At 61.3% G+C, this 24,871-nt stretch carries 16 protein-coding genes and 1 tRNA gene; 7 read left to right on the forward strand and 10 right to left on the reverse strand.

The annotated features are described in order from the left end of the window. Positions 1-121: 121 nt before the first annotated feature. Complete coding sequence (locus IC231_RS14735) at positions 122-1,717, reverse strand: protein adenylyltransferase SelO (RefSeq protein WP_190785263.1); 1,596 nt, start codon at positions 1,715-1,717, stop codon at positions 122-124. Positions 1,718-1,938: 221 nt separating this feature from the next. Between IC231_RS14735 and IC231_RS14740 the strand changes: the two genes are divergently transcribed. Then, positions 1,939-3,369 (forward strand): RtcB family protein, encoded by a 1,431-nt coding sequence (locus tag IC231_RS14740; RefSeq protein WP_190785264.1) that lies wholly within the window; start codon positions 1,939-1,941, stop codon positions 3,367-3,369. 351 nt (positions 3,370-3,720) lie between these two features. Beyond that, the gene (locus tag IC231_RS20230; RefSeq protein ID WP_262892774.1) at positions 3,721-3,855 is read left to right on the forward strand and encodes a hypothetical protein; all 135 of its coding nucleotides are present in this window, start codon (positions 3,721-3,723) and stop codon (positions 3,853-3,855) included. Between the two features lie 44 nt (positions 3,856-3,899). On the opposite strand, the gene IC231_RS14745 is transcribed toward IC231_RS20230, so the two are convergent. Next, a complete protein-coding gene (locus IC231_RS14745) occupies positions 3,900-4,268 on the reverse strand; it encodes a cupin domain-containing protein (RefSeq protein WP_211539088.1) in 369 nt (122 codons plus the stop codon). Positions 4,269-4,501: 233 nt separating this feature from the next. On the opposite strand from IC231_RS14745, the gene IC231_RS14750 reads away from it, so the two are divergent. Next, positions 4,502-5,248 carry a ThuA domain-containing protein gene (locus tag IC231_RS14750; protein WP_190785265.1) on the forward strand — a complete coding sequence of 249 codons (747 nt, stop codon included), beginning with the start codon at positions 4,502-4,504 and terminating at the stop codon, positions 5,246-5,248. Between the two features lie 94 nt (positions 5,249-5,342). Here the strand turns inward: IC231_RS14750 and IC231_RS14755 are convergent, their stop codons facing one another. The 6 genes from IC231_RS14755 to IC231_RS14780 form a co-directional block, all read right to left on the reverse strand. Then, complete coding sequence (locus IC231_RS14755) at positions 5,343-5,807, reverse strand: hypothetical protein (RefSeq protein WP_190785266.1); 465 nt, start codon at positions 5,805-5,807, stop codon at positions 5,343-5,345. A gap of 326 nt (positions 5,808-6,133) precedes the next feature. Continuing rightward, entirely contained in the window at positions 6,134-7,141 is a 1,008-nt protein-coding gene (gene asnA, locus IC231_RS14760) for an aspartate--ammonia ligase (protein WP_190785267.1), read from the reverse strand. 452 nt (positions 7,142-7,593) lie between these two features. Next, positions 7,594-8,310: a PD-(D/E)XK nuclease-like domain-containing protein gene (locus tag IC231_RS20365; RefSeq protein WP_190785268.1), complete on the reverse strand. Its 717-nt coding sequence runs from the start codon at positions 8,308-8,310 to the stop codon at positions 7,594-7,596. Between the two features lie 218 nt (positions 8,311-8,528). Beyond that, positions 8,529-9,524 carry an NADP-dependent phosphogluconate dehydrogenase gene (locus IC231_RS14770; protein WP_190785269.1) on the reverse strand — a complete coding sequence of 332 codons (996 nt, stop codon included), beginning with the start codon at positions 9,522-9,524 and terminating at the stop codon, positions 8,529-8,531. A gap of 101 nt (positions 9,525-9,625) precedes the next feature. Continuing rightward, on the reverse strand, positions 9,626-12,271 hold the full coding sequence (locus IC231_RS14775) for an MGH1-like glycoside hydrolase domain-containing protein (protein ID WP_190785270.1): 2,646 nt from the start codon (positions 12,269-12,271) through the stop codon (positions 9,626-9,628). Positions 12,272-12,397: 126 nt separating this feature from the next. After that, the gene (locus IC231_RS14780; RefSeq protein WP_190785271.1) at positions 12,398-13,216 is read right to left on the reverse strand and encodes an SDR family oxidoreductase; all 819 of its coding nucleotides are present in this window, start codon (positions 13,214-13,216) and stop codon (positions 12,398-12,400) included. Between the two features lie 832 nt (positions 13,217-14,048). Between IC231_RS14780 and IC231_RS20370 the strand changes: the two genes are divergently transcribed. Beyond that, complete coding sequence (locus tag IC231_RS20370) at positions 14,049-15,557, forward strand: TSUP family transporter (RefSeq protein ID WP_190785273.1); 1,509 nt, start codon at positions 14,049-14,051, stop codon at positions 15,555-15,557. 65 nt (positions 15,558-15,622) lie between these two features. Here the strand turns inward: IC231_RS20370 and IC231_RS14795 are convergent. Then, positions 15,623-15,698: transfer RNA gene (locus IC231_RS14795), tRNA-Lys, on the reverse strand. A 200-nt stretch (positions 15,699-15,898) separates the two neighbouring features. On the opposite strand from IC231_RS14795, the gene IC231_RS14800 reads away from it, so the two are divergent. Further along, a complete protein-coding gene (locus IC231_RS14800; protein ID WP_190785274.1) occupies positions 15,899-16,495 on the forward strand; it encodes an SH3 domain-containing protein in 597 nt (198 codons plus the stop codon). A 49-nt stretch (positions 16,496-16,544) separates the two neighbouring features. Here IC231_RS14800 and IC231_RS14805 read toward each other — a convergent pair whose 3' ends face one another. Next, positions 16,545-17,351 (reverse strand): SDR family oxidoreductase, encoded by an 807-nt coding sequence (locus IC231_RS14805; RefSeq protein ID WP_190785275.1) that lies wholly within the window; start codon positions 17,349-17,351, stop codon positions 16,545-16,547. 214 nt (positions 17,352-17,565) lie between these two features. Between IC231_RS14805 and IC231_RS14810 the strand changes: the two genes are divergently transcribed. Both IC231_RS14810 and IC231_RS14815 read left to right on the forward strand, forming a co-directional pair. Further along, positions 17,566-19,797 carry a GEVED domain-containing protein gene (locus IC231_RS14810; RefSeq protein WP_190785276.1) on the forward strand — a complete coding sequence of 744 codons (2,232 nt, stop codon included), beginning with the start codon at positions 17,566-17,568 and terminating at the stop codon, positions 19,795-19,797. A gap of 108 nt (positions 19,798-19,905) precedes the next feature. Beyond that, complete coding sequence (locus IC231_RS14815) at positions 19,906-24,639, forward strand: gliding motility-associated C-terminal domain-containing protein (protein ID WP_190785277.1); 4,734 nt, start codon at positions 19,906-19,908, stop codon at positions 24,637-24,639. Positions 24,640-24,871: the final 232 nt, after the last annotated feature.

Consider the following 24,871-nt stretch of genomic DNA (forward strand, 5'->3'; position numbering starts at 1 on the left):
GGCAGGCGTTTTCTGCCGCCTGGCCTCTGCGGCCTCGTCTGTTCAACCTGCTTTCCAAACCAAACAAAGGCCCCTGGTAGTAACGGAGCCTTCTGGTTTGGAAAACGCAGCCAAAATCTGCTTACGAGCTACACGAAAGCGTAGCGCTGCCGGGCTTTTCGCGGGCCCACTCCGGGCGTTTGGCAGCCAGCTCATCGTGCTCGGGCTGCTCCTCGAAGGGCGTTTTGAGCACCAGCATCAGGCGGTTCAGCAGCGTCAGGTCGCCGGTTTCGGCGGCTTCAATGGACTGCTGAGCCAGGTAGTTGCGCAGCACATATTTGGGGTTGGCGGCCAGCATTCCAGCCCTGATTGCCTCCGGCAGCACGGTTTCCAGCCGGAGCCGCACCGCGTACTGCGCCAGCCACTGCCGCAGCTTCTGGTGCTTCTCCGGAGCTTCGGTGTAGCTTACTGCTTCCAGCAGCTCCTGCAGCACGGCTTCCTCAATGGCCGGATGCGAAATCAGGGACGGGGCCGCGTGAGACAGGTGCCGGAAAAACAGCGTCATGTCGGCTTCGGCTTCTGCCAGCGCTTCGGGCAGGGCTCCAAGCAGCGCACCATCTGCTTCGGCCGCTGCTGATGCGGTAAGGCCGAGCTTGCGCAGCATCATGCGGTGCTGGGTTTCGTTCAGGGTAGCCACGTACCGGTCCAGCGCGGTGCGTAGCGTCTGCACATCCTCCACCAGCGGAAGCAGGGCCTGGGCCAGCATCATCAGGTTCCAGAGCGCCACGCGCGGCTGCTGCCCGAACGCATAGCGGCGCCCGCCAAAATCGGTGGTATTGGGCGTCCAGTCGGGGTCGTAGGGTTCCAGCCAGCCGTAGGGGCCGTAGTCAATGGTGAGGCCGAGGATGGACATGTTGTCGGTGTTCATCACGCCGTGCACAAACCCAACCGACTGCCAGTGCGCTATCATGACGGCGGTGCGGCGGCATACTTCCTCCAGCCACTGCACGTACACGGCCGGCGAGGGCGCGCCCAGTTCGGGATAGTAGCGCCGGATAACGTAGTCGGCCAGGGCCTGCAGGTTGTCCTTTTCGCCGTGGGCCGCTAGAATCTGGAAGCTGCCGAAGCGCACGAACGTAGGCGCTACCCGCGCCACCACGGCGCCCGGCTCGGGGCGGGCGTTGCCATCGTAAAACATGTCGCGCACCACCTCGTCGCCGGTGCGCACCAGGCTCAGGGCGCGGGTGGTGGGTACGCTCAGGTGGTGCATGGCCTCGGAGCACAGAAACTCCCGCACCGAGGAGCGCAGCACGGCCCGCCCGTCGGCGCGGCGCGAGTAGGGCGTGGGGCCCGCGCCTTTCAGCTGAATTTCCCACGGCGTCCCATCGGTGGCCGTCAGCTCGCCCAGCGACATGGCCCGGCCGTCGCCGAGCTGGCCAGCCCAGTTGCCGAACTGGTGCCCGCCGTAGCGCGCGGCAAACGGCTTCATGGTTTCCGTTACGAGGTTGCCGGCCAGTGCATCCACGGCCGGGCCGCGTTCCGGCGGCCGCTCCAGCCCCAGAAAAGCGGCTACTTCCTCGGACCATGCCAGCAGCTGCGGGTCGGCTACGGGCGTGGGCAGCACCCGCGAATAGTGGTAGCCGGGCACCTGGCGCGGGCTGCGGTCCATGGAAGACTCGCCGCGCATTTGCTCCACAAAGGAGTTCTGAAACAACGCTTTATCGAAAGACTGCAACATATCAGGCATAGGAAAAAGAGGATTGGTTTTCGGCAGCACAGCCGCAGACGGGCCGATTGGCCACGGCGGATATCCCAGGCCGCAAGTTCGACAACGCAGAACGAGGAGGCTTGTTTCGGTTGGGTTTGCGCCACCCAACGCAGGCAGCCTCCGCATAGCTCGTCCATAACCTCGGACCGTCCATCCGCGCTACAACAGGCTCCACCCTCCCTTTCTCTCCCATGGCCACCTCCAAGCTCCGCGGCAACGACCTGCGCAAAATAGGCTTTCCTGAGGGCCGGGCCACTACGCTGGCCCTCAACATTCTGGAAGACCGCCAACTCAAAACCCTCGATAAAGGCAGTGCGCTGGCCCTGCTCCAGAAAATCAAAGCCGACCCGTATGCCTACCTGCGCGACTCACTGTGGCGGGAGCTGGCCAAGGAATTTGTGCCCGACCCCAAGCGCGACGTGACGCTCAGCTCCGAAATCAAGGATTACCGCCGCTACGGCGAGGCGTTTATCGAGGACGGGGCGCGCCGCCAGATGGACACCGCTATGCAGCTTCCCGTGACGCTGGATGGCGCCCTCATGCCCGATGCGCACCAGGGCTACGGCCTGCCCATCGGGGGCGTGCTGGCCGTGGATAATGCCGTGATTCCCTATGGGGTGGGCATGGACATCGGGTGTCGGATGTCACTGTCGGTGTTTCCGCTGCCGGCCCACTACCTGGCCCAGCGCACCCAGGAGCTGAAAAAGCTGCTCCACAACCACACCCGTTTCGGCGGCAAGGAAGTGTTCAAGAATCCCACCGACGACCCGATTCTGGAGCGGCCCGAGTTCAAAGAAATTGCGGTGGTGCGCGGCAAACGCGAAGCGGCCTACAACCAGCTGGGCTCGTCGGGCTCCGGCAACCATTTCGTGGAGTGGGGCGTGGTAGACATCACCGCCGACGACAACGACCTGGATCTAGCGCCCGGCCAGTATCTGGGGCTGCTTTCGCACTCCGGCTCACGCGGGCTGGGCGCGTCCATTGCGCAGCACTACACCAAAGTGGCCATGAGCAAGTGCCCGCTGCCGCCTGAAGCCCGCTACCTGGCCTGGCTCGACCTCGACAGCCAAGAAGGCCAGGAATACTGGCGCGCCATGAACCTGGCCGGCGACTACGCCTCGGCCTGCCACCGCGACATTCACCGCCGCCTAAGCCAGGCGCTGGGCGAAAAGCCGCTGGCCAAAGTAGAGAACCACCACAACTTTGCCTGGAAGGAAACCCTGCCCGACGGCCGCGAAGCCATAGTGCACCGCAAGGGTGCCACGCCGGCCGGCAAAGGCGTGCTGGGCGTCATTCCGGGCTCGATGACAGCTCCCGGCTTTATCGTACGCGGCCGTGGTGAGCGGGACTCCATCCAGTCGGCTTCCCATGGCGCGGGCCGCCGGATGTCGCGCACTCAGGCCAAGCAGAACCTATCCGAAGGCGACATGCGCCGCCACTTGCGCGACCATGGCATCGAACTGATTGGGGGCGGGCTGGACGAGGCCCCGATGGCCTACAAGGACATTCATCAGGTGATGGCCCACCAGCAGGATCTGGTGGATGTGCTGGGTTCTTTCATGCCCCGCATTGTGCGCATGGATGCCGGCGGCGGGGGCAAAAGCCGCTATGGCGGCGAATAGCTGAATTTATTTCCCAGTGGTCTTCGGAACCAGCCAATCACCAATATCGGATACTGAAAATCAGTATTTTACGCATCAAAACACGTACAAATTCCAGTGTGATGTTGTTTAAATCACTGCCAGGGCGGCACTTCGGGTTGCGGGGTGCCACCTTTTCACTGCTGCTCTATCTGCCCATGCCTGGTTCTGCCTTCACCGAATTACGCGTGCATCTGGTACCCGCCGGCTGCCGGCTGGATTTTCCGCGGCTACCCGGCCCGGTTTGCTTACGTCTATCGGCGGCAACATCGCGCAAACCGGGAATGCATTGCCCACAACGCGTGCAGCCCCCATCTGGACCAGAATCCGCCGATGGGAAGCACAACCGAGTACAAAGTGTGCTACCGCGACGCAGCCGGCACTACCGTAGCCTCGTCGCCGGGGGTGCCATTACAGGTTCATCCGGTGGGGGTGCCCACAATTTCCACGCGGCTGCGGCTGCGGTAAGCAGGGAAGAGCCGCCCGGTACCGGGCAATTCCCGCGGGCGGCTTTACAGGCCCATCCGGCTAATAGTCTCGCCTTCAAAGTCGAATTCTATCAGCACGGCCGGCGTATCGCCCACTACCCAGCCGTCGTGGCCGGGGGCAATGGCTACTACCTGTGGCGCCACAAACTCCTCTATCCTGCCGTCGGTGTACTGAATGTGAAACTCGCCCTGAGCCAGAAAGCCGACGTGCGCGTGCATACATAAGTCGGTGCTAACTACCGGCTTCATGTGCTGCGACCAGCGAAAACCCACCGGATACACCACGCGTTTCACCCGTGCGTCGCCGGTGCGCACCATATCTATGGCTACTCCGCCGACCACGCGGTGGTCGGCACCTTTGATAGGATCCAGAAGAGAGGCTGGCTGACCCATAGCAGTTGGAAGTGAGGAGAGAACGAAAAGCAGCACCCGTCGTTGACCGAGCCGCTGCCGTGCTTCAAGATGCAAAAAGAAAAGCAGCTAAGCGTGCTCATTTTTTATCGTGCGGCCAAACCCTCCCGGCAACACGACAGCTGCTGTGCACCTGAGAAACAGCGGGTTGAGCCCTCAACTTATGAACGGGGCACGCGTAAGCAGGGAGAGACTTCCACGTAGGGCTATTCCGGATGAAACGCTTACTATCAGCTGTGGCACTGCTGGCACTGGGGCTGGCTGCAGGCTGCTCCTCAAAAACGACGCAGCCGGCCGAAGTACAGCCCGTACCCCGGATTCTGGTGTTCTACAAAACCAGTGGTTTTTATCATGCTTCCATTCCGGATGGCATCCGGGCCATTCAGCAGCTTGGAGCAGCCCATAACTTTCTGGTTGACACTACGAAACGAGCCGAAAATTTTCAACCTGCTACTCTGCGACACTACCGCGCGGTAGTTTTCCTGAACACCACTCAGGATGTTCTGAATCAGGAACAGCAAACTGCTTTCGAGCAGTATATCCGTTCCGGCAACGGCTTTGTGGGAGTGCATGCCGCTACCGACACGGAATATAACTGGCCCTGGTACAACCAACTGGTGGGAGCATACTTTATGAGCCACCCCCAGATTCAGCAGGCCACGGTGCGAGTCAGCAATAAGGCACACGCGGCCACACGCCACCTGCCCGACGCCTGGCTGCGTACTGATGAGTGGTATAATTTCCGCGACATAAACCCGGCCCTCACCGTGCTGGCCACACTCGACGAAAGCACGTATTCCGGCGGCACAAACGGCCCTACCCATCCGATAGCCTGGTACCATGCCTACGATGGAGGGCGCGCCTTTTATACTGCAGGCGGCCATACGGCCGAGAGCTACTCCGAACCGCTTTTTGTACAGCACCTGCTTGGTGGCATTCAGTATGCTATAGGCGAAAAATAGCGTTTGGCGCTACGCCACAGAACCTCTTGCTCTGCCAACAAAAAGCCCCCACAGCACACTGCTGCGGAGGCTTTCGAACTATAGATTCTACGCCTTACTGATTGCGCCCCAATACTTTCCAGCGTGGCTGCTCCGGAGCTGGCACGGTCGTGCGGGGGTTATTCTGAGTGCCATAGCCGTAGCCATTGTTGTTTCGGTCACGGTTGTCGCGCTGGTCCCGGTCGTGGCGGTCATGGTGGGAGTAACGGTCGTTGCGGGAGTCCCGGCCCCCACGCGAGTAGCGGCTGTCGCGCCGGTCGTGGTCATGGTCATGCCGGTTGGCACGGTGGCGCGAGTGGCCATAGCTTGAGGACCCGTGATTTGAATAGCCGTGGTTGTGATTGTCGTGGCCTTTTTTACCCTTTTTATCGTAGCCGTGGCGCTTATCGTCTTTGTACTTTTTGTCGTGGTCCGACTTTCTTTCCCAGCGGCCATCATTGGGGCGCGAGGCAAGCGGAGCGGCGGCGGCGGTGGAAGCCAGCAGCACAGAAGTGGCAAGGGAAAGCAGGAAGGTTTTCATGGACAGGAAGGCGTGAAGTGAAAACTATGGAAGCTGCTTTGTGCACGAGCAGCTCCTAGGTTCAAGCGCTTTTCCAGTCCCTTGCAAGCATAGTGCCGATGATAGGCGCGGTTCGCGTTTCTGGCCCCGGATATAGAAAAAAGCAGGCCCCTGCTCCAGCTCTCATAACTCGTAGCCAGATACTTACATCATAAAACAGGGCCAAAAAAATACACTTTCTCAAGCTTCCCATCTTTCCCTTTACCTCAAAAAAAAAGCGGAGAAGCTCCGGCCGCCAAGCCCACTTCTCCGCTCCGCTAGTTGAGGTAGCGAACCTATTGGCTACTCTACAGCAGCCCTACCCCAGCCCCCGCCAGTTCTTCGCGCACGGCCTCCGGCCAGATGCTCACCTGCACTTCGCCAATGTGCCCTTTGCGCAGCATAAACATGCACACCCGGCTCTGCCCGATGCCCCCGCCAATGCTCTGCGGCAGCTCGCCGGCCAATAGCCGCGAATGGAATGACAGTTCCTGCCGGTCTTCGCAGCCGCGCAAAGCCAGCTGGCGTACCAGCGCGTGCTTATCCACCCGAATTCCCATTGAGGATACTTCAAACGAGGTTTCCAGCACGGGGTGCCACAGCAGAATGTCGCCGTTGAGGCCGCGGTGGCCGTCTTCAGTTTCGGTGCTCCAGTCGTCATAGTCGGGGGCGCGGCCATCGTGTGGCTCCCCGTGGCTCAGTTCGCCGCCAATGCCCATCAGGAACACGGCTCCGTATTGCTTCACCACCTCATGCTCCCGCTCTTTGGGCGTGAGCGTAGGGTACTGCTTCAGCAAATCTTCGGCGTGCAGGAAGGTTATTTTGCCGGGCAGAATTGGCGTAATTTCCGGGTAGTCAGCGGCTACGTGGGTCTCTGTAGTGCGCAAGGCTTCGTAGATACGCTCCACCGTAGCTTTCAGGAATCCGGTGGTGCGCTGCTCCGGACTGATGTGCTTTTCCCAATCCCACTGGTCTACATAGATGGAGTGAATGGGCGAGTAGTCCTCGTCGGGGCGGAGGGCGCGCATGTCCGTCAGCAGACCACGGCCGGCCTCAATGCCCAACTCCTGCAGGCGCACCCGCTTCCATTTGGCCAGCGAGTGTACTACCACGGCCCGCCTCTCATCCAGGGATTTGACAGGAAAGCCAACCGGCCGCTCAACACCGTTCAGGTCGTCGTTGATGCCGGTACCGTCGAGTACGGCAATCGGCGACGATACTTTGATGAGGTGTAGCTGCGTCGCTAGTTCTTTGGCAAACGAGTCTTTCACGAAGCTGATAGCTTCCTCGGTTTTGAGCAGTTGCTGAGCGTTCATGGTTTTTGTTTTTTATGAAGTGTGATGAATTCCAGTTAAAAAAGCACGCGTCTTCCAGCCTCCCCGCCGGGAGTTTTCTAATTTCTCAGAAATTAGCTGTGCCAAAAAAATTACTGCGCTAGTCCAGATTATTAAAATTCATAATCGGGGAGACAGGCACAAAAAAAAGCCTTCCTGATGATGGAAGGCTTTAAAAGAAAATCAGTTACGAATTTTTCTCTTCTCCTATGGAGCAATAGCCTTCCAGTCTCGAATCGGATTATTATTCGAGTTATTATTAGGAAGATTATTGCTAAAAAAATGCATTGTCTGGATGTTTTCTTCGTCAGGTATATACAAGTATAAAGACAGGCTGCACTAATTCCTAATAATTTTCAGAAGTAATTCGTCTTTTTGGAAAATTACTTCTTATAATACTATCCACCTTTTGTTTCTTCTATTTATTTCAACGCTTACTCACTCCCGTTCAGGGCTTCGCGCACCTCGCGCACGGCACCGGCCACGGAAGAAGGCACCGGTGTTTCGGGCTGCAGCAGCTTAAGCAGACGCAGGTACTTGGCGCGGCCTTCAGCGAGCATAAACCTGGGCACCTCAAACACAAACAGCTTAAACGGCTCTACTTTCTGCACTCCCACCAGAATAAACCGGTCGGCCTGCAGGGCATCGGAGTAGAAAGCGGCCTGCCGGTCGTAGTCGTAGCCCGAGCACTGCTCCACGAAGTGCTGATGGTCGCGGGCCATGGTGGTCTTGAAGTCGATGATGGTGTAGGGCTGGCCGGGCTGGTCTACGATGAGGTCGGCGCGGAGCTTGCAGAGCGTGCCCGTGACGGGCTCTGTAAAGATGCAGCTGGGCTCCGGAATGCCGGTTTGCAGCAGCTGGTTCACCTCGGCATTCAGCTGCACGCCTTCCACCATCCACCACACCAGCGTATCGTTGATACCGGGAAGGCCGGCTTCGTACAAGTCGGGCTCCAGCAGCGCCGTATGGAAAGCAGTGCCCAGGCCCAATGCCCCGAGCGAAGTGGTAGGCCGGGGCGGGCGCCCGTTCAGGGCGTCGCGCAGCCGCGAAAGGTCAGAATTGGCAATGGCCGGCAGGGCGCGGTAGTCGTCGTAGGGCACGCGCAGCAGGTCCGGCCGCGGAGTAGTGGTGGGGGTAGTAGAATCAGTCACGCGGAAAGAACAGCGAAGCCCGCAAAAAGGCTCCGGCAACAGGGTGGGTGGATTGGAATCAAGGAAGTATAGGGCTTTTTTAGGGAACGGGTTGCGCCCCGGGTTATTCTGAGCGGCCCGTGGCGCCAGCACCTACGTAAAAAAGCCACTACAACGAGACGTACTCACGCTTGGCCGGCCCTTCGTGTGGAGCAGAGCACCGACAAAAATACGCATTCCTACCCCTTGCTGCCAGGCTCCTGCTCGGCCCGCTCGCCGGTTTCTTCGGGCATTTCGTATTCGCCCACGCGGCCGTACTGCCGCTCGCGCCGGATGCCTTTGTCTTCGCCATAGGGGTGCCCCCCGAAGCCGTGGCGCATCATGGCAATGGCTTTGGCCCAGGTGGGGTCTTGGTCGCGGGAGGTGAACAGCTGCATGACGGACTGCGTGATAACCGGGATGGGCACCTCCATATGCAGCGCGTCGGCAATCAGCCAGTTTACTTCGCCCGTGTCCTCAATGTAGCTGGGCACGTTGAAGCCGGCTTCCTCGTCGTACATCTTCTTCATCAGCTCCACCAGCCAGGAGCGCACCACCGAGCCGTTGTTCCAGAGGCCCAGAATAGCACTGACGTCCAGCTTCTCGCGGAAATGCGTGAGCATGCCCATCCCCTCCCCGATGGCCTGCAGCATCCCGAACTCGATGCCGTTGTGCACCAGCTTCACGTAGTGGCCGGTGCCGGCCGGTCCGGTATGCAGAAAGCCGCCGGGCACCGCCGTTTCAATGAAAAAGTCTTTAAGCTGGTCCACGGCTTCGGTGGCGCCGCCCACCATGTAGCAGCCGCCGGTACGGGCGCCGCCGGGGCCTCCGCTGGTGCCACAGTCAATGAAATGTACTCCTTGCTCCTTCAGGCGCGCCGCCCTTCTAATGGAGTCGCCCCAATAGGAGTTGCCGCCATCCACGATGATGTCGCCCTCTTGCAGCAATGGCAGCAGGTTTTCGATGATACCATCCACTGCCGTACCGGCCGGAATATAGAGGAATACCTTGCGGGGGCGGTCCAGCTGCTGCGCCAGTTCCTGCAGGCTGCCCACTACGTGCAGGTTGTTGCCTTCCAGATCGGGGCGAGGATGCAGGTCCATGCCTATTACGGGGTAGCCTTTCTCGGCCGCCTGCCGGGCCAGGCCCGCTCCCATTTTTCCCAGGCCGATAACTCCAAGTTGTGTCTTGCTCATGCGCGGTGAACCAGTAAAGTGTGGACTTGAAACGGGTGGGATACTCAGAACAGAACGGTAGAAAAGCCGGCAGAGGCGCTGCCGGATGGCCGGAAACTGGCCTATTCGTCCGGATGACGTGGGTGCAGGAGTTTGGCAATGAGGCCGGTCCAGCCGGTTTGGTGGCTGGCGCCGAGGCCGCGGCCGGTGTCGCCGTGGAAGTACTCGTGAAAGAGCAGGTAGTTGGTAAAGTGGGGGTCGTTCTGCAGCTGCTGGTCGTCGCCGAAGATGGGACGGTGGCCGTGCTCATCGCGCAAAAACAGCCTGATGAGCCGCTCAGCAAGGGCCTGTGAGATTTCCAGCAGCGTGCTGTAGTGCCCGGAGCCGGTAGGATATTCGACCTTGAAATCGTCGCCGTAGTAATGATGAAAGCGCTGCAACGACTCGATGATGAGGAAGTTGACCGGCATCCAGATGGGGCCGCGCCAGTTGCTGTTGCCCCCGAACAGCGACGTGGAGGACTCGCCGGGCTCATACTTCACCACGGCATCTGTGCCGCCCTGGTGCTGAAACTGGTACGGATGTTCGAGGTGGTAGCGGGAAAGGGCGCGCACCCCATACTCCGATAGGAACTCGGCCTCATCGAGCATGCGGCGCAGCAGCTCTTTCATGCGGTGCCCGCGCAGCAGCGAAAGCAGGTGGCGCTGGCCCTGGCCCGCTTCCTGCCAGCGGCTGACCAGGGCGGCCAGCTGGGGCCGGTGGTCGAGAAACCAGTTGAGCCGGGCCACAAACCACGGCATTTCGGTCAGGGTATCCAGATCCAGCACTTCCACGGCAAAAAGCGGAATGAGGCCTACTATAGACCGGATGCGCAAGGCAATCCGGCTATTGTCGGACAGGTTGAGCACATCGTAGTAGAACTCATCCTCCTCGTCCCACATGTCTATTTCCTCATCGGCCATAGAGCTCATGGCGTGCGCTATGTAGAGGAAATGCTCGAAGAACTTACTGGCCATGTCCTGGTAGACGGCATTGGTGCGGGCCAGCTCCAGGGCTATCCGCATCATATTCAGGGCAAACATGGCCATCCAGGCCGTGCCATCGGCCTGCTCGATGTGGCCACCCGTGGGCAGCGGCGCGCTCCGGTCGAACACGCCGATGTTGTCGAGCCCCAGAAAGCCCCCTTCAAATACGTTGCGGTTGTGGCGGTCCTTGCGGTTCACCCACCACGTGAAATTGAGCAGCAGCCGATGGAATACTCTTTCCAGAAAAGCCGTGTCGCCGTGGCCGTGCTGCTTTTTATCCATTTTGTAGACGCGCCACGTGGCCCAGGCGTGCACCGGCGGGTTGGCATCCTCCAGCTTCCACTCGTAGGCGGGCAACTGGCCGCTGGGGTGCATGTACCAGTCCTGGCAGAGCAGGCGCAGCTGGTGCTTGGCAAACTCCGAGTCGACCATAGCCAGCGGAATGCAGTGGAAAGCCAGGTCCCAGGCCGCATACCACGGATACTCCCACTTGTCGGGCATCGAGATGATGTCGGCATTGTTGAGGTGGGGCCAGGTGCTGTTGCGGCCGTGCCGGCGCTGCTCCGGCGGCTTCGGGCCGGCGGGGTCACCGGCCAGCCACTCACTGACGTCGTAATAATAGAACTGCTTGTTCCAGAGCATGCCGCCCAGCGCCTGGCGCTGCACATTACGGGCATCCTCGGTGGCCAGCCCGGCCTGCAGCTCGTTGTAGTAAGTATCGGCCTCGGCCCGGCGTGTATTCAGCAACTCCGCGAATTCCCCGAATGGGTCTGCAAGGCCAGGAGCGGCCAGCCGGACCCGCACGGTGCGGCTTTCGCCGGCCGGTAGCTGCAGCACAATGTGCGCGGCCGCCTTTGTGCCCTGCTGCGCCGGATTTACAGCGTCTTCTTTGCCGGAAACCACATAGTCGTTGATGCCGTCTTTGCAGTACATGGTGGCGTTGGCGGTCTGGTATAGCCGCACGGCATTGGTTTCGTTGTCGCAGAAGAGCAGCTCCGCGGCCTGCTCGGCCATCTGCTCGCAATAAAGCTGCAGCTCCGGTAGCTTGGCATGATCAACGCAGATGTGGCCGCCCTCCACTACGCCCAGGCTCGGGCGGTAGCTGCCCGGAGCCCAGCGCCAAGTGTTCCGAAACCAGAGCTGAGGCAGCACATGCAGCGGCGCTTCCTGCGTGCCCCGGTTGTGTACCGTTATCTGCATGAGCAGGTCCTGCGGGCCGGCTTTGGCGTACTCAATAAAGATATCGAAGTAGCGGCTCTCGCGGAAAACGCACGTGTCCTGCAGCTCGAATTCGGGTTTCTGGCGGCCGCGGCGGCTGTTTTCCCTTACCAGCCAGTCATACGGAAACGCGTGCTGCGGATACTTATACAGCATCTGCATGTAGGAGTGCGTGGGCGTGCTGTCCAGGTAGTAATATAGCTCCTTCACGTCCTCGCCGTGGTTGCCTTCGGGGTTGCTCAGGCCAAACAGCCGTTCTTTCAGAATAGGGTCCTGCCCGTTCCAGAAGGCCGGAGCCAGACACAGCAGCTGCTGCTCGTCGCAGACGCCGCCAATAGCCTCTTCTCCCCACCGATAGGCCAGACTGCGGGCCATGTCGTGGGTGGTATACGCCCAGGGCTGCCCGTCGGGGCTGTAGTCTTCGCGCACCGTGCCCCACTGCCGGTCCGACACATACGGCCCGAGCCAGTGCCACGGCTCGTTGCCCTCCCGGGCCTGCTGCTGACGGATTTGCTCTTCGTTCATGTGTGTCGGTTGCCTTGGATAAAGAGCCTGCGGTGCCAGAAAATGCGCCCTGCGGCGGAACGGCGGAACAGGCCGCCGGGCAGCCAGGCCAGCACCTGGCAACCGCCGGCCGGCCGGGCTGGCGGCTCAGCCGTTGTCCGCGAAGCCGGGATAGAGGGTCATGCCGCCATCCACAAACAGGGTGGTTCCGGTTATGTAGTCGGCCTCATCAGAAGCCAGCCAGACGGCCACTTTGCCGATGTCGGCGGGCTGCCCGATACGACCGTAGGGAATCAGGGTCAGCAGGTTTTTCTCTTCCTCGGGCGTGTCGCGGGCTTCTTCGTTGATGGGCGTGGCAATGGCGCCCGGCCCGATACTATTGACGCGGATGCGGTGCGGGGCCAGCTCCTGGGCCATGCTTTTCATGAGTTGCATGATGCCGCCTTTGCTGGTGGCATAGTTGACGTGCCCGGCCCACGGAATTACCTCGTGCACCGAGCTCATGCAGATGATTTTGCCGGTAGCAGCCGAAATATCGGGCTGAGGGCCGCGCCGCACAAACTCACGGGCCGCCTCGCGGGCACACAGAAACTGGCCGGTCAGGTTTACATCAATCACCTTCTGCCACTGTTCCAGCGTCATGTCCAGAAACTTGGCGTCCTGCTGTATACCGGAGTTGTTGACGAGAATGTGCAACGTGCCCTGCTCCTGCAGAATCTGCTGAAACATGCGCTGCACATCGGCTTCCTTGCTTACATCGGCCTGTACGGCGGTGGCCTGGCCGCCGGCATCCGTTATTTCCTTCACCACGGCTGCCGCTTCATCGGCGCTGTGCGAGTAGTTGACATACACCACGGCCCCCGCGGCGGCCATGGCTTTGGCTACCCCCGCCCCAATGCCGGAGCTGCCGCCCGTCACGAGGGCTATCTGGTTGCGGAGGCGCAGTACACTGAAAGATTCAGTCATAGGAAAGTGGTTCAGATTCTATTCAAGACTACCAGATGAGCCTGTAGGTTACATGAAGTTTCCGCGCTGCCTGTCATTCGGGCCGAAGCCGCCGCTACTGGCCGCGGCCGTTCGGCTCCGTCGGGCGCCATCCGCTTCACCGCCGACCGGCGCCGCACCCCCCGACCCCCGAAACCTGAAAAAGCATCGTTTCACCACCCTCAGGACAAATTATAAAGCACCGGGCAGCCCGGCCGGCGGCGCGCTGCCACCCGGCCGGCCCGGCGCGCTCGATGCTGGGCCGGGCTGCCACACCCGCGCCGCTGCATGTGGCGCTGGCGCAAGGCAATCCGGACGTGTAAAATTTCGGTTCGGCTCTCGAACTCCCATTTTTCACTTGCTAAAGGAGTGTTTTTACCCGGAGGCATGGAAGCCCAGGCCCGACGCCGCGTCGGTAGCCAGCGCAACTTCCCGAACGGTGCCAAGCCCTGAACTTCTTGTCTGCTACGACTGCCGCCCGGGCTCCACCCGGCCACAGCAGGCAGGGGAGCCAGCAAATCGGCGGGCTGAACAAGCTTCGGCAGGAGATGTTAGACGAGGGCGGCTGCAGCAAAATTCTCCAGGCATTGCGTATCACGGAAGCCCGGCCGCACCGGGCGCCGGAGTGCTCCGGCCGTTTTGCCGCCCGCTCGGGCGGCGTGCAGACCACCGTGCATAGCCAGCGTTTTCGTGCCTCCTGTTCCAACGGCTGGTAGCCTCGGCGCATCTGGGTTCCGGCCGGCTTCCGGCCGTTCACGGCGCGACAAATCGGGTCTTTTCTCTATTTTACTTTTCCGAACTCACTCTTTGCCTCATGAACACCGCCGACACCACCGCCGCGCGCCTGTCCGGGGCATTTCCTCCCACGGAAACCAACCGGCTGTTTCCTGTTTTTCTGAAGCTGGAGCAGCTGCGCGTGCTTCTGGTGGGAGGCGGCGCTGTGGGCCACGAAAAGCTGCTGGTGCTGCTCAACAACAGTCCGGCCGCCGCCGTTACCGTGGTAGCGCCGTGGTTTGCGCCGCAACTCCTGGCCCTGGCCAGCCAGCACCCGCAGGTGCAGCTTCGCCAGCAGCCCTTCCAGGTCACCGATCTGGTGGGCCACGACTTGGTTATCGTGGCCACCAACGACAAGGCGCTGAACCTGCAAATCAAGGCGGCGGCCTCGCGCCAGCGCCTACTTTGCCACGTGGCCGACTCGCCCGATGCCTGCGACTTTTACCTGGGCTCCATTGTGCAGAAAGGCGACCTGAAAATTGCCATCAGCACCAACGGTAAGTCGCCCACCATTTCCAAGCGCCTGCGCGAAATGCTGACGGAGGCGCTGCCCAACGAGTTGCATGATGTGCTGCAGCGCATGGCCAGTATCCGCGAAAAAGTGGGCGGCGACTTCGCCCACAAAGTAAGGTCGCTGAATGCCGTAACCGCCGAACTAGCCGGCGGACCGGCCTACGAGTCGCCGGCGGCAGCTAGGTGGCGGCGGCGTGCTACCTGGGCGCTGGTGGCATTTGGCGTATTGCTGGTGTTCAACATTTTCTCCTTCTATTTCACCTGGCAACAGGCGTGGGAAGTAGCCAGCAACGCCGACACATTCTATCTATTCGTCGCCATCGGTTTCGGCGCGCAACTGATTGACGGATTGCTGGGCATGGGCTACGGCGTCGTCACGGCCATCAGTCTGATGAGCATGAATATTGCCCCGGCCGCCGTTAGCGCCAGCATCCATACGGCCGAAATGTTTGCCAGCGGCGCTTCCGGCTACCACCATTACCGCTTCGGCAATGTCAACAAGAAACTCTTCAAAGTTCTCTTGATTCCGGGCGTGCTGGGTGCCATCACCGGTGCCTACCTCCTCTCCCGCTTCGGCGAAACCTATGCCAGCTACGTGAAACCATTGCTGGCTGGCTACCTGCTGCTGCTGGGCATCCGTATTATCAGCAAAGCCTTTTCCAAACCGGGCCCGCGCAAAAAGCACAAGAAGCTAGGATTTCTGGCGGCAGCCGGCGGCTTCCTCGACTCGTTCGGCGGTGGCGGCTGGGGTCCGCTGGTCTCCAGCACGCTCATTGCCGGAGGCCGTACGCCGCAGTATGTTATCGGCTCGGTCAGCGTCACGGAGTTTTTTGTCACGTTTGCCAGCGCCGTCACGTTTTTTGCCACGCTGGGCATCTCGCACTGGCAGATTATTCTGGGCCTGATTGTGGGCGGAATTGCCGCTGCGCCTTTCGCGGCCCGCCTTGCCGGCCGTATCCCGGTCCGCTGGATGTTCGTGGGCGTGGGCTTGATGGTGATTGTCTGGAGCCTGTGGGCGCTGCGAAAGCTGTTTTAAAGCAGTGGACCTACCACAAAAAAAAATCGCCAACTCCCGGAAGAGTTGGCGATTTTTTTCAGCTTTGGTGATCCCGCTGGGATTCGAACCCAGGACCCATACATTAAAAGTGTATTGCTCTACCAGCTGAGCTACAGAATCAGTTACTTTGCAATCAAAACGCGGCTGATTCGCTGATTGTGGCACAAAAGTAGCCGGCCGCGTTCTACGCTCCAAACGTTTTGCGGAAAATACTCCCTCTTTTTTTTCTGGCCTGGCTGCTGGCGCCCCAACTCGCTACGGCCCAAAAAGTTACTCCTGAGCTAGTTCGCGCCGATTCTGCCTTTGTAGCCGGTGCCTATATGCCGGCATACATACTGTACCGCCAGATCCTGCGCCAGCAGCAGCTGGCCTCGCCCCGGATGCTGCTGCGGATGGCCTACGTGCAGGAAGGCTTGGGCCACTATCCCATGGCGCTCTACTACCTGAGCATGGCCCAGGCCCGGCAGCCTCGGGTTTCTACCTGGCGCAAGATGGCCACTATTGCCCGCGACAACCGCCTCACCGGCTACCCCGAAACCTGGCGGCAGGATCTGGTGCTGACCTTTCGGCGCTACTACTACCTGGGGTTGCAGGTCCTGCTGATCGGGGCCGTAGTGGGCGGTACCCTGCTGCTGCTGCGTCGCAACCGGCTTTCCCGCGGCTGGTGGACGGCTTATGGAGCGTATCTGCTGTTCGCCGGGGCCTACCTAAACCTGCTGGGTAATGAGCGAGCCGCTCTGGTAGCCCATCCACACGCGGCGCTGATGAGCGGCCCCAGTGCCGGGGCTACCTGGCTGACAACCGCTGCGGCCGGCGACCGGCTGGTGGTGCAGGGCAAACAGGATACCTGGTACCGCGTGCAATGGCAGGGCCGGGATGCGTATATCCGGGTGCAGGACCTGCTGCTGGTGCAGTGACAGGTGACAGGTGCGTAATCCGCTTTCCGCCACCTGTCACTGCTCTTGCTTACACCTCGAAATCCTTCTCTTCTTTTCTGAAATGGCTCAGAACCAGCTTATCGGTGACAGATGGCAGCCACTTGTTGAGAAAGACGGTGAGCTTGCCCTGACTGGTGAGCACTAAGTCGCGGCGACGGTGCTGCACGGCGTTTAGAATGTGCTGGGCCACCTCCTCGCTGCTCATCATTTTCTGCTCGTCGCGCGGCGACTCGCCCTGGGCGGAGCCATCGGCGGCCAGCGCCACCTGCCGGATGTTGGAGGCCGTGAAACCAGGGCAAGCCAGCAGCACATGTACGCCCTGCGGCAGCAGCTCAGTACGCAACGCTTCCAGAAAGCCGTGCATGGCAAATTTGGAGGCGGAGTAGCCGGTGCGGCCGGGCAGGCCCCGGTAGCCGGCAATGCTGCTGATGCCCACCACGGAACCTTTGCTGGCCAGCACATGCGGCAGCGCAAACTTGGTAGTATACACGGTGCCGAAAAAGTTGGTCTGCATCAGGCGCTCAATCACGCTCAGGTCCACGTCCTGAAAACGGGCGCGCATGCTGATACCGGCGTTGTTGAGCAGCACATCTAGGCGGCCGAAAGCCCCAATGGTTTCCTGCACGGCCCGCTCCGAATCGGCGGCCACGCCTACATCGGCGCGCACGGTGTGGTGGCGGATGCCCAGTGTGGCCAATTCACGCGCGGTATCCTGGAGGCGGGCTTCGTCGCGGCCCGTCACAACTACCCGGGCCCCGGCCTGACCAAAGGCAACGGCGCAGGCGCGCCCGATACCGGATGTACCACCGGTTATTAGCACTACTTTATCTTTCATTTTACTTATCTGATTGGAGCATGCCTTAGCAAGCGGCCAGCAAAACTACCTATTTAGGGGCAGGACATCGGTATGCTTCGCCGAATCATAGATTCTTTCGGCGCAATAATTAATCCTTATCTATATTGGATTGTCGGTGTGATAAATTGCATTTTGTCCCCGCAATGTCGCTACATTTACTTTCCTCACACCGCGCACTTTCCTACCCTTTTCTATGACCCCAACTTTACTTATCCGGCGCAGTGCGCCTGCTTTCTGGGCCTGCCTGCTGCTGCTGATTCTGCCCCTCACGCAGACGGCCTGGGCGCAGTGCCCACCGGCTGCCAGCGCCTGCACGCCCGGCTCGGCCCCGTCGTCCAGCTTTGCCTTCGGGATGGGTATTCTGAACGTGACGCTGGGCACCATCAACAACACCACGGCGGGCGTGCAGGAAGGCTTCCGGGACTATGCCTGCACCATTGGCACCACGCTCACAGTGGGGCAGAACTACCCTGTTTCGGTGCGAACCAATGCCAATGCCAACGAAAACGTGCGGGTGTATCTGGATCTGAACAACGATGGGACGCTAAACCCCACGACCGAGCTTATTTTCAGCTCGAACTCGGCCAAAACCCACTCGGGCACTATCTCGCTGCCGACGGGCACCGTGCTGAACACGGCCCTGCGCCTGCGCGTGGCCGCCGATTACGTGAATGCTCCGCTGCCGACGCCCTGCTCTACGCCCCAGTATTCGCAGACCGAGGATTACGCCGTGACGGTGCAGGCCAACGTAGCGCCGCCGGTTACTGAGTTCAGCGCCGACGCGACGCTGACCTGCTCGGGCTGCGTGCAGTTCACGGACCAGACCCAGAACGCTCCTACCGGCTGGCTCTGGAATTTTGGCGACAACACGACCAGCACCCTGCAGAACCCGCGCCACTGCTATACCACGCCCGGCACTTACACCGTCACGCTCACGGCTACTAACCCGGCCGGCAACAACGTCCGGACCCGCACCAACTACATCGTCTATAACAATGCCGTTCCGGTAGCGGCCAGCTGCACCCCGGCCACCACGGCTTTCTGCTGCGGCTACGGTATCACGCAGTTTACCCTGGGCTCCCTCACGAAAACTTCCCAGAATGGTCAGGCTGGCTACGAGGATTTTACCTGCGGCAGCCGGGTGCAGCTTACGGAAGGAAATACCTACACCGTGAGCGTCACGACGGGCACCAACCCGCAGGACACCAGAATCTGGCTGGACCTGAACAATGACGGCACATTTACCGGCAACGAGCTGCTGTTTACGGCCCTGAACCGCATCAATCCGACGGGCAGCTTCCTGCTGCCGGGTGCGGCGCTGAAAAACGTTCCGCTGCGCCTGCGGGTACTGTCCGACTATGTAGGCGGGGCCGATGCACCGTGCGCCAGCCCGCAGCTGGGCCAGATTGAGGACTACACCGTAACCGTACTGCCCAATACCAATCCGCCGGTTTCGGCTTTTGCCTCCAACTACGTGCTGGGTGCCTGCCAGAACCCGGTGCAGTTCACGGACCAGAGCCAGAACGCGCCCACCAGCTGGTTCTGGGAATTCGGCGATGGTGCTATCAGCACCCTGCAGAACCCGTCGCACCAGTACACGGCCGGTGGCGCCTTTAGCGTCACGCTGACCACCACCAACGCCTTCGGCAACAGCTCCATCACCAAAACCAACTCCGTGGTGCTCATGCAGCCCTGCGTTCGGTACTGCGAGGCCACGGGCACGACGCCGAATATCTGGCTGACCAACATAGCCGTGCGCCGCAACGCCACCCAGGATTTCGCCAATGCGTCTGCGGCCAGCCCCGCTGGCTACGGCAATTACGTGGATAAGGTGATTAACCTGTACCAGGGCGCCAATACCTCGCTGGACATGACGGTGAATGCCAATTTCCAGCACGTGCTGTGGGCCTGGGTTGACTGGAACCGCAACGGCACCTTTGAAACTACGGAGCAGATTTCGAACGGCATCACCACGGCCACTACCTTCACGGCCGGCTTCACGGTGCCCTCTACAGTAGCTACTCGTGGCTTTACGCGCATGCGGGTGATGGTGCGCCTCAGCAACCTGCCCGCTCCCAGTGCCTGCCAGGTAAACCAGAACAACTCGGAAACGGAAGACTACTCTGTGCTGGTAAGCGCCCCGCAGAGCACGGCAGAAGCCCGGTCGATGCCAGCTCTCAGCATCTTCCCCAACCCCACGACCGATGGCCGCCTGCACCTGCGCCTGCCCGACCCGGCTGTCGCCGGCACCTATTCGGTACGGGTAGAAAACGTGCTGGGCGCTACGCTGCTCACCAGCACCGTGCGCCTGAGCCCCGCGCAGGATGCAGAGCTGAACCTCTCGGCGCTGCCGCGGGGCCTGTATGTAGTGCGCCTCCAGGACGCCCAGGGCCAGACGGCCGTCCGCCGCGTGCAGCGCGACTAACACCTGATGCAAAGCAGCGGACGGCTGATGCGGTCCGCTGCTCCCATTTTCCTTTGCTGGCAGCCTAGCTGCCCCGGCACCTTCTTTCTCCCTTCCCACTCTCTTTCTATGCGCCAAACTTTACTCCGCGCGATATTTCTGCTGCTGTTGCTGACGGGGCTGCGCCCGGGGCCAGCAATGGCTTCCCACCTGCTGGGCGGCGAGATGAAATACGAATATCTCGACGCCAACGGCCCGGTAGGTACGCCCTTCCGCTACCGCATCACGGTGTTTATCTACCTCAACTGGGAGTGCCCCCCATCGGGCGGTGGCTCGTCGGCTACGCAGTCGAACGTGCCCGATGGCCGCTGCAACATCTTCCTGAATCTGTATAACAAGACCACGGGCCAGCGCATTATCAGCAACCAGGGTTCCAACAGCTTCCCCTGCACTCAGATCAGCTGCCCTACGCTGCAAAACCCGATTCAGAATGACCAGCAGCCGGCCGGCACGTTCCGGCTGCCGCGCATTTCCAACCCCAGCATCACGCCACCGCAGCCGGGTGGCTGCAGCATTCCGGCCGGCTCGGTGCCGCCCGTGCGCCTGGCCCGCTACGAGGCCATTGTGAACCTGCCGGTATCGTTTGATGGCTATTACGCCGTGTACACCGACGGTACGCGCAATTTCAACATCGACAACCTGCAGAACCCTAGCAACCAGAACCAGACGCTGTATGTGGAAATGGCGCCGCCGCTGCTGCCCAACTCATCCCCTACCTTCTCGGATACGGCTGTAGTAGTTATCTGCCAGGGCGACACCAGCATTCTGGTAAACAACGCCGTGGACCCCGACGGTGACCGGCTGATTTACTCGTTCAGTACGCCGTATAACGGCAACCAGGGGGCGGCTCCCTCGTTCATGCCGCCGCCCAACCCCGTTACGTACGCTACCATCGGCGGCTATTCGGCCACCAACCCGTTCGGTACGGGGGCCGGCAACTACGCCTTTCTCAACGCCAGCAACGGCATCAGCCGCTACGCCACGTCGCGGGTAGGCCGCTATGTAGTGGCCGTGGAAGTAAAGGAATACCGAACCATCAACGGCACGGAAGTGCTGATTGGCTCCACCCGGCGCGAAATCCAGCTGGTGTCGCGCACCTGCTCACCCAACAACTCGCCGCAGTTCACGCCGGCCACTACGTCACAGCCGCGCCTCTTCACGGTGGAGGAAGGCCAGTCGGTGAGCTTCGGCCTGGCCGCTACCGACCCTGATGGCAACCCCATTAATTTGCGGGCTAACAGCGTGCTGCTCGATGGCAGCGGTCCGTTCAACGCCACGTTTGGCGGCAGCCAGGGCACGGTGCTGCCGGGCGCGCCCACGGGCAGCGCCACGGTGCAGGGTACCGGCAGCGTAAGCGGCCAGTTCGTGTTCAACAGCCAGTGCGGCAATGGCCGCGCCACCCCCTACGACGTAGTTATTACAGCTTCCGACGTAGCCTGCGGCTCCAAAACCGTGGCCGACGTGTTTCAGATTCTGGTAACCAAAGCCGTTGGCCCGAACCGCATCAGCGGCGACTCTATCATCTGCGACCGGGCAGTGGCTCGCACCTATTCGGCGGGCGGCCCTTCGGCTACGGCCTACCAGTGGAGCGTCACGGGCGGCGTGATTCAGGGCGCCAGCACCGGCAACACGGTGCAGGTACTCTGGAACGGCACGGGTGCCGGCCGCGTGGTATTGCGCGGTATTTCGGCATTCGGCTGCCCCACCGACTCGGTGGTGCGCACGATTGACGTGCGGCCGGCCGGTGCCTTGGCCGTAACGCCTACCAACGCGGCCATCTGCCCCGGTGCTTCTACCACCCTCACCGCCACCGGCGGCACCACCTACCAATGGACGTCCAGCACCGGCCAGACCTTCACCGGCAGCACCATCACGGTTAGCCCCGCCGCTACCACAACCTACAGTGTCTCCACCTCGGATGGCATCTGCACCACTACGCGCCAGGTGACAGTGACCGTAAATCCGGCCGCCGTAGCCGATGCCGGCCCTACTACTACCGCCACCTGCTCCGGCATACCCACCACGCTGGGCACCACCTCCCTGACGGGCTACACCTATTCCTGGAGCCCCGCCAACGGCCTGAGTAACACCTCGGCCGCCCAGCCGGTCCTGGTCCTGACCAACACCACGTCTACCCCGCAAGCCTACACGTATTATGTAACGGCTACCACGGCCCAGGGCTGCGTGGCGCGTGATTCGGTGCGAGTGACGGTGAATCCGGCAGCCGTGGCCGACGCAGGCCTCAACCGTACGGTCTGCTCGGGCATAGCCACCTCCATTGGCGCGGCTTCGCTGACCGGCTACAGCTACTCCTGGAGCCCCGCTACCGGCCTGAGCAGCGCCACCGCCGCCAACCCCACGCTCACGCTCACCAACACTACCAGCGCCCAGCAGGTATTCACGTACATCCTGACGGCTACCAACGGCACCAACTGTGTGAACCAAGACACGGTGCGCATTGCCGTCAATCCGGCGGCCGTGGCCAACGCCGGCCTCAACCGTGACGTGTGTTCCGGCGAAACCACCACGCTGGGTGCGGCTGCGCTAGCGGGCTACAGCTACTCCTGGAGCCCCGCTACCGGCCTGAGCAACGCTACAGCCGCTAACCCCACGCTCACGCTCACCAACACCACCGGCGCTCCGCAAACATTCAACTACACCCTCACGGCCTCCACGGACCAAAACTGCATAAGCACCGGCACTGTACGCGTAACCGTCAATCCGGCCCCGATAGTCAACGCGGGTGCCGACAGTGTACTCTGCGACCGGAAAACCATTACGCTCGGCAGCACGGCCCTCACCGGCTACAGCTACCAGTGGAGCCCGGCTACCAACCTGAGCAGCGCCACCACGGCCCGCCCGGTATTCACGGCCGTCAATACCACCCAAACGCCGCTCACCCTGACCTATGTCGTGACGGCCAATACGTCCCAGAACTGCATCGGCCGCGACACGGTGCGTATCACCGTGAATCCGCGGCCGCTCCTGGACAGCATTCAGGGAGCCGCTTCGGTGTGCCCCACGGTGCAGGGCATTGCCTACAGCATCCGCAGCCCGCGCGGCACTTCCTATCAGTGGATCGTGACGGGCGGCACGCTGGCCAGCGGCCAGGGCACGGCGGCCATCACCGTCAACTGGGGTACGGCCACTCCCACGGCCAGCGTGAAAGCCTTCCAGGTTAATAGCCTCGGCTGCTCCTCCGACACGGTGGTGTTCCCGGTGCGCGTAAATCAGCAGCTCGTAACCCAGCGGCCCACTGGTCCGCTCACCGTGTGCCTCGCCAACGGTCCGTTCACGTACCAGACCCAACTCACCAACGGCTCTACCTACGGCTGGCAGATTATCGGCGGCACGCAGGTCAGCTCCAGCCAGAACACGGTGCAGGTGAACTTCACCCAGCCCGGCCGGGCCAAGCTCGTTGTGACGGAATCCAGCAACCCGGCCGGTGGCCGCTGCCTGGGCCAGAGCGACACGCTCTACGTGAACGTGCTGCCCTCGCCCGCTACCAACCTGCTAGTGGCTGGCCCCAACCGTGCCTGCGTCAGCCAGGGCCCGCTCACCTTCTCGCTGCCCGGCGCCACCGGCTCCACCTACGCCTGGACCCTGAACGGCACACCGCAGCCCCCCACCACCAATTCGCTGCCCGTAACGGCTACCACGGCAGGTGCCTACACCGTCACGGTGCGCGAAACCAATACCAGCGGCTGCTCGGGCCCGCTCTACTCTACTACCGTGAACGTAGTGCCGCCCCTGGTCATTACCGGCCCGGCCAACTACTGTCCCGAAAACCGCACCGGCCTGAGCTACACCATCGGGCCTTCGTCGTTGCTACTGGGCTACCGCTGGACCGTCACGGGCGGCACCATTGTAAGCGGGCAGCGCACGGGCACCATCCGGGTTGATTTCCCGGCCGGCAGCACCAACGCTACTATTTCCGTGGTCGATACGGCCAGCGCCAACTGCGCCGCCACCTTCACCGTGCGCCCCGACAATACCAACGTGACGCTGTTTGTGGCCTCCGTAGATGCGCAGGATGACCGCAAAATCAACCTGAACCTGCAGGCGCTCAACAACGCCAACAACACCAGCCAGATCAGCATCCGGCGGCGCATACCGGGCAGCGGCAACCCTTTCCAGCCCGTAGGCAATGTGGCCAATACCAGCACCTCCTTCACCGACACCGGCGTGGATGCCGATGCCAACATCTACGAGTACCAGCTGCTGCTCACCAACTCCTGCGGCACCCAGCTCTTTAGCGTGGCGCACACCACCATCCGGGCGCAGGCCACGGCTGTGGAAGGCGGCCCCGGCCGCGACGAAGGCAAAGTAACCGTGACCTGGAACCCGTACCAAGGCTTTCCGGTGCAGCTCTACCGCATCTACCGCCGCACGGCCGGCGGAGCCGCTGAGCTGGTACAAACGGTGGGGGCCAGCGGCACCAGCGTACAGCTCTCCACGGGCAGCGCCGGCTTCGACCAGTGCTTCCGCGTGGAGGCCGTAGGGCCGGGCACGCTGCGCTCCAACTCCAACGAAGCCTGCATCAACTTCACCAACGACCTGGTCTTCTACAACGTCGTGACGCCCAACAACGACGGCCTCAACGACCAGTTTATCATCAAGAACGTGGAGCTGTACAGCGGCAGCAAGCTGTCCATCTTCAACCGCTGGGGCAAGGAAGTCTACAAAACCACCGACTACCGCAACACCTACGACGGGGCCAATGCCTCGGCCGGCGTCTACTACTACCTGCTGGAGCTACCCGGCGGCAAGTCGTACAAAGGCTGGTTTGAGGTGGTGAAATAGGACCACGGATTACAGCGGATTTGACGGATTAGTCGGATTTTGTAGCCGATTCTGCCTCGTTTGACCTGAAAAAGGCGCTTCATCAGAAGCGCCTTTTTTATTTGCCTCAGCTCCGACACGACTCCCGGGCCCATCGACACGACCTCCGGGCCTTTCGACACGACCTCCGGACCTTCCGACACGACTGCCGGGCTGTCGTCCACAGAATCCGTGCAATCCGATGAATCCGTCT

Origin of the sequence: Hymenobacter duratus, assembly GCF_014698995.1 — a bacterium.
Classification (GTDB): Bacteria; Bacteroidota; Bacteroidia; order Cytophagales; family Hymenobacteraceae; genus Hymenobacter; species Hymenobacter duratus.

Coding starts and splice junctions, on each gene's coding strand:
- IC231_RS14735 (WP_190785263.1), bottom strand. CDS start 1,717: ATGTTGCAGTCTTTCGATAAAGCGTTGTTTCAGAACTCCTTTGTGGAG.
- IC231_RS14740 (WP_190785264.1), top strand. CDS start 1,939: ATGGCCACCTCCAAGCTCCGCGGCAACGACCTGCGCAAAATAGGCTTT.
- IC231_RS20230 (WP_262892774.1), top strand. CDS start 3,721: ATGGGAAGCACAACCGAGTACAAAGTGTGCTACCGCGACGCAGCCGGC.
- IC231_RS14745 (WP_211539088.1), bottom strand. CDS start 4,268: ATGGGTCAGCCAGCCTCTCTTCTGGATCCTATCAAAGGTGCCGACCAC.
- IC231_RS14750 (WP_190785265.1), top strand. CDS start 4,502: ATGAAACGCTTACTATCAGCTGTGGCACTGCTGGCACTGGGGCTGGCT.
- IC231_RS14755 (WP_190785266.1), bottom strand. CDS start 5,807: ATGAAAACCTTCCTGCTTTCCCTTGCCACTTCTGTGCTGCTGGCTTCC.
- asnA (WP_190785267.1), bottom strand. CDS start 7,141: ATGAACGCTCAGCAACTGCTCAAAACCGAGGAAGCTATCAGCTTCGTG.
- IC231_RS14770 (WP_190785269.1), bottom strand. CDS start 9,524: ATGAGCAAGACACAACTTGGAGTTATCGGCCTGGGAAAAATGGGAGCG.
- IC231_RS14775 (WP_190785270.1), bottom strand. CDS start 12,271: ATGAACGAAGAGCAAATCCGTCAGCAGCAGGCCCGGGAGGGCAACGAG.
- IC231_RS14780 (WP_190785271.1), bottom strand. CDS start 13,216: ATGACTGAATCTTTCAGTGTACTGCGCCTCCGCAACCAGATAGCCCTC.
- IC231_RS20370 (WP_190785273.1), top strand. CDS start 14,049: ATGAACACCGCCGACACCACCGCCGCGCGCCTGTCCGGGGCATTTCCT.
- IC231_RS14800 (WP_190785274.1), top strand. CDS start 15,899: ATGCCGGCATACATACTGTACCGCCAGATCCTGCGCCAGCAGCAGCTG.
- IC231_RS14805 (WP_190785275.1), bottom strand. CDS start 17,351: ATGAAAGATAAAGTAGTGCTAATAACCGGTGGTACATCCGGTATCGGG.
- IC231_RS14810 (WP_190785276.1), top strand. CDS start 17,566: ATGACCCCAACTTTACTTATCCGGCGCAGTGCGCCTGCTTTCTGGGCC.
- IC231_RS14815 (WP_190785277.1), top strand. CDS start 19,906: ATGCGCCAAACTTTACTCCGCGCGATATTTCTGCTGCTGTTGCTGACG.